This is a genomic window from Streptococcus pseudopneumoniae, assembly GCF_038148935.1.
In the GTDB taxonomy this organism is placed as follows: domain Bacteria; phylum Bacillota; class Bacilli; order Lactobacillales; family Streptococcaceae; genus Streptococcus; species Streptococcus pseudopneumoniae_U.
Genome location: NZ_JBBJZX010000261.1, coordinates 1 through 258, shown reverse-complemented (window position 1 = coordinate 258; position 258 = coordinate 1). Strand labels below are relative to the sequence as shown.

General features: G+C 39.5%; 1 pseudogene. It reads left to right on the top strand.

Features of this window, described 5'->3' with window-relative positions:
- Positions 1–258 (top strand): annotated as a pseudogene (locus WKI42_RS10890) (hypothetical protein); the annotation flags it as partial.

Sequence of the window (258 nt, the reverse complement as noted above, 5' to 3'; positions counted from 1 at the left end):
GCTAGCAAATTAGTTCCTGCCAGTCAGTCGATTACATCGGGTGTAAATGCATATACTGCAGGTGTTGATAAAGTTTCTCAAGGCGCAAGTCAACTAAGTGAAAAGAATTCCACCTTGACAGGTAGTTTGGATCAACTAGTTTCAGGCTCAACTGCCTTGACACAAAAATCTTCTAGCTTGACAGCAGGAGTTGGTCAATTAGTTGAAAAAACTCCAGAATTAGTATCTGGTATTGAAAAATTATCAACTGGCTCCAAT